Below are 4,164 nucleotides of genomic sequence, written 5' to 3'. Positions count from 1 at the left end.
GGCGCTATGCGCCCCGAGGCCCGTTTTCATTAGCGCCGGAGCCACCCAAGGAGACGGCTGGGTGGACGAGAAGGGCATGTTTCTGGCGGGCGCCGGGGCCGGGCCTGTCTACAAGTTGCTGGGCAAGACTCCCTCGAACGCCGTTTCGGGCCAACTTCCGGATTGCCGACTAAACGGACAGAATCTCCACGCCGGGCTCGCCGCTTTTTCGCATGGAAGGGGATGTCGATTCGAAGAGTTGCGAATTGCGGCCTAACATTCGAGCTGAGCCGCACGCGAAGGTAAGCGCTGCTCGCCGTAGCGCGTCGGCTCGAGAGAGAGGTTAGACATCAGTGGATGCCGCGGCGCGTTCCGATTGTTGAATTTCCGGCTTCGGCAGCGCCATACGCAGGCTTTCCCGATATTGCTCAGCTGCTGCTTCATGAGTAACTTCTGCCGCGGCGTCATAGTTCGCCCGAATTATGGATTCAATGTCGGCAATATCGGCGCGGAAAAACTCCTTCCGCCCATTGACTTTGTTCAAACGACCGGCGGCAAAACGCAAGTGCAGCTTGGCTTCCAGTGAGGGAGCATTGTCTGAAAAGACCATCGCATGAACATCGAACCAGAAAGGAACCGACGCGTCGCCAAGCTCATCGATGCGTTCCATCGGATCGAGACGGCGAGTCATGCCGATCTTGTAGACGCCCTCACCAAAAGCGCCCACGTTAGAGATTACGTAAACGTAGCCGGCCTTGGCATTCTGCTCGCGATAGTCAATTACCTTCTCTTCGTTATCCAGACTTGCCGTGCTCGCTGCAACCTTGGCAATATTAATCGAAAGCAGTGCGCGCTCCTCCTCGGTCGCCGCTTTCTCCAGCCGCGCATTCAGGTCTCTTAAGGCTGCCGTAAAATGCTTGCGCTCTTTGGCGATTTTCTCCCGCGCGGCACGTATCTCCTGCTCAAGCTTCTGTTGCTCTCGCAACTCTTCGCGTACACTCTTGGCGTGTTCCTTCTCCTCCTGCTTTTTTACTTGAAACTCGTGCGCGAGGTGAAGTTCGTCGAGCTTAAGGTCTAAATAGCGCTCCGACAACTGCACTGTCATGACCCGACCTAGACGATTACATGCGTCGAAGGACTGGCGGATGCGCTTCTCGCCTAATTCGATATTGTCGAACTTTACATTATCGACGCAGTAGTCGCACTCGTTGTTGAACGAGCGAATGACCAATTTCAGCATGTCATTGACTAACTTGCGTCCTTCCGCCTTGCTTCCGTTGACCTGCCAATCCATGTTTCCGGTGGCGGCTTCTCCGCTCTTTATCATTGCCTTCTGGCGATCACGCACTCCATCGAGCCGAGTCTTGTATTCGTGACTCGCGTTGAGTTTGAATTTCGGTACATACAGTGCAAAACTCTCAAGAAGCAGGGCTTCTTCAAAAACCAAAATCTGCCCCTTTAGCTCGGAACTCTGTTGCGTCATAGCTGCTAAGTCTTGCTCTGCACGCTGGATCGTCGCGCGGACCGCCTCAAGCTTGGCGTGCTCCCGCTCGATCAACTTCTGAACTTCAAGCGCCTCCATGGCGTCATACTTCTTTACAAGGGCTTGCATTTCAGCGTAACGCCCTTGCAGTTCCGCTACCTGCTTCTCCGAATCCTGCAGTTGCCGCCGGTACTTCGGGCCGTTCAGATAGTCACTAAGCGCCACCACCTTCCTCCTCGTTGTTGCTTGGATAGTTCCAGCACGCGCGTATCGCAGTCATGGTCGGATGGTAGGCAATCGGCTCGATTCTGATGTCTAAATTCTTGTTTAGGCTGACCTGGATAATACTTACCCTGGTCGGCCTAAGACGGGGATGCCGGCGGCCCGGCGCGGCAACCAAGTTGTTTCTAAACGATTCTACCATATCCCGAAACTTGTCCTCCTGTTTTTTTCAACCGTGGTCCGGCTGCACTAAGCTTCCGCAACGCGGTTATAGATCCTCGGCGTCGGCTGGCCAGGGAACAGAACAACCCCAGTCGTGAGCGCCACGCTGGCCATGGAGTTGCTCATGACATTCCCCGTTTCACTCAAGAACGATGAACCCAGTGGTGTATCACACGCAAGAAGCCCGCCGCACAATGTAAACCGGTGCATGTGCACTCGCGAATTGAGCCCTCGTGATGGTCGCGAACGGGAAGAGTGCAAGGCGTGGCCCGAGGCAGTTTCCTAATCCCTGTTGCCAGTCCTACACGGTCGGGTGCATGGCGACGACCTCATCTGGTCGGCCGCGTTGAGAATTACGGACGGATCACGCGCCATTCGGAAGTTGGAGCCGGAAGTCCCCTTTTGGGAAGTTGCCTCAGTCGGACGTAAAGTCGCCAAACCGGAGAAGTGCTGCTCCCCGAAACAAGGACAGGTAGCACGACGGCTTACCTTAACGCCTATCGGTGCGAGTGGCCCCGCCCCCGCCGGGCTGTCGCCTGTCGCCCTGCGGGCGATGCCAATCGAAAACGGCAAGGAGTTCACCGTCCAGCGAATTCCAGCGGTCGAAGTGGCGCCAATGCCGCAAGTCGCCGTCCCGGCTCCACCGTGTGAGCACGCGGCGCGTTAACGCAGATCCCCCGGCAGCCACTTCCCGCCGCCGGATTCCACCGGTTCAGCCAGCCGCGCGAACACCTCTTCCAACGTGCGCGCCTCGCGCAGCAGCGCCCGGTGTTGCGGCCGCAACAATCCAGCGGTCACGATGCCGTCCAGGAACGTGAATAGCGGGTCATAGAATCCGCTCACATTCCACAACACCACCGGCTTCGCATGAAGACCGAGTTGCGCCCACGTGGCGATTTCAAACGTCTCGTCCAACGTCCCGTAGCCGCCCGGCAGCGAGACGAATCCGCCGGCCAGGTCCGCCATTTGCATCTTGCGTTCATGCATGGCATCCACGGTGCGCAGTTCGCTCAGCCCCCGGTGTGCCGCCTCCTTCTCCACCAACAACGCCGGCATAACGCCCGTCACTTGTCCGCCCGAAGCCAGCACCGCGTCGGCCAGGACGCCCATCATCCCCAGGTGGCTCCCGCCATAAACCAGACGCAGCCCGCGGCGGCCGATCTCCGTCCCCAACGAAACCGCCGCCGCGCGGAACGCCGGATCGAAACCGGGATTGGAACCGCAATAAACACAGATACTCTCAACCATGATTCGCAGTGTATCCTGGACACCATGATGCTCCGCCGCTCATTCCTCGCCGCCGCCTTGCAGACCGGCCCCCGCAAAACTGAATTGGCCATCGACGGCGAGCGATTCCTGATCGGCAACAAGCTCACCTATCCTGGCCGCCAATGGCGCGGCCACAAGATTGAGGGCCTGTTGATGAACACGCGAATGGTGCTGGGATTTTTTGACGACCAGAATTCCGGGACGAGGTCGAACTGGAATTACGCGGATACGAAACAGTGGGACCCGGCTCGCAACACGCGCGAATTCCTAGCCGCCATGCCCGCATGGCGCAAGCACGGCGTGCTGAGTTTCACCCTCAACATGCAGGGCGGAAATCCGCGCGGCTACGCGGGGCAACAGCCCTGGGTGACCGGCGCGTTTACGCCCCGCGGCGAGATCATCCCCGCATTTCTCAACCGCTTGCGCCTGATCCTGGATCGTGCCGACGACCTCGGCATGTCGCCGATGCTGGGCGTTTTCTACTTCGGCCAGGATCAGGTCCTCGAAGACGATAAAGCCATTCGCCGCGCGCTCAAAAACACCGTGGAATTCGTTCTCTCGCGTGAGTATCGCAACGTGACAATCGAAGTGGCGAACGAGAGCAATAATCGCAAGTACGATCACGACGTGCTACGTCCGGACCTGATTCCGCTGCTCATCCGCGATGCGCAGGCGATAACATTTCGACAGCGCCGTCTGCTGGTCGGCACCAGTTTCAACGGCAACACGCTACCGCCGCCGGAGGTCACCCAGATCTCCGATTTCGTCCTGCTCCACGGGAATGGCGTGAAGGATCCGGCGCGCATCGGCGAAATGGTGCGCGCCGTTCGCAAGCAACCCGGCTACAAGCCTAAGCCGATTCTTTTCAACGAAGACGACCATTTCGACTTCGATAAGCCCGTCAACAATTGCACCGCCGCCGTGGCCGAATACGCCTCCTGGGGCATGCTCGATATCGAGGGGTACCAGACGCCGCCGGTGAACTGGGG

General features: G+C 58.5%; 4 protein-coding genes. 2 read left to right on the top strand and 2 right to left on the bottom strand.

The features are described from left to right. Nucleotides 1–256 (top strand): hypothetical protein (locus SGJ19_08415; protein ID MDZ4780260.1); only part of this gene is annotated, 256 nt, incomplete at its 5' end. A 66-nt stretch (nt 257–322) separates the two neighbouring features. Here SGJ19_08415 and SGJ19_08410 read toward each other — a convergent pair. Next, a complete protein-coding gene (locus tag SGJ19_08410) occupies nt 323–1,687 on the bottom strand; it encodes a DUF4041 domain-containing protein (protein ID MDZ4780259.1) in 1,365 nt (454 codons plus the stop codon). Between the two features lie 882 nt (nt 1,688–2,569). Beyond that, nucleotides 2,570–3,154 carry a TIGR00730 family Rossman fold protein gene (locus SGJ19_08405; GenBank protein MDZ4780258.1) on the bottom strand — a complete coding sequence of 195 codons (585 nt, stop codon included), beginning with the start codon at nt 3,152–3,154 and terminating at the stop codon, nt 2,570–2,572. 24 nt (nt 3,155–3,178) lie between these two features. Here SGJ19_08405 and SGJ19_08400 point away from each other — a divergent pair. After that, nucleotides 3,179–4,164, top strand: a 986-nt coding sequence (locus SGJ19_08400) for a hypothetical protein (GenBank protein ID MDZ4780257.1), incomplete at its 3' end; no start/stop codon positions are given.

Source organism: Planctomycetia bacterium, assembly GCA_034440135.1.
GTDB lineage: Bacteria > Planctomycetota > Planctomycetia > Pirellulales > JALHLM01 > JALHLM01.
This window is presented reverse-complemented; position numbering and strand designations above follow the sequence as displayed.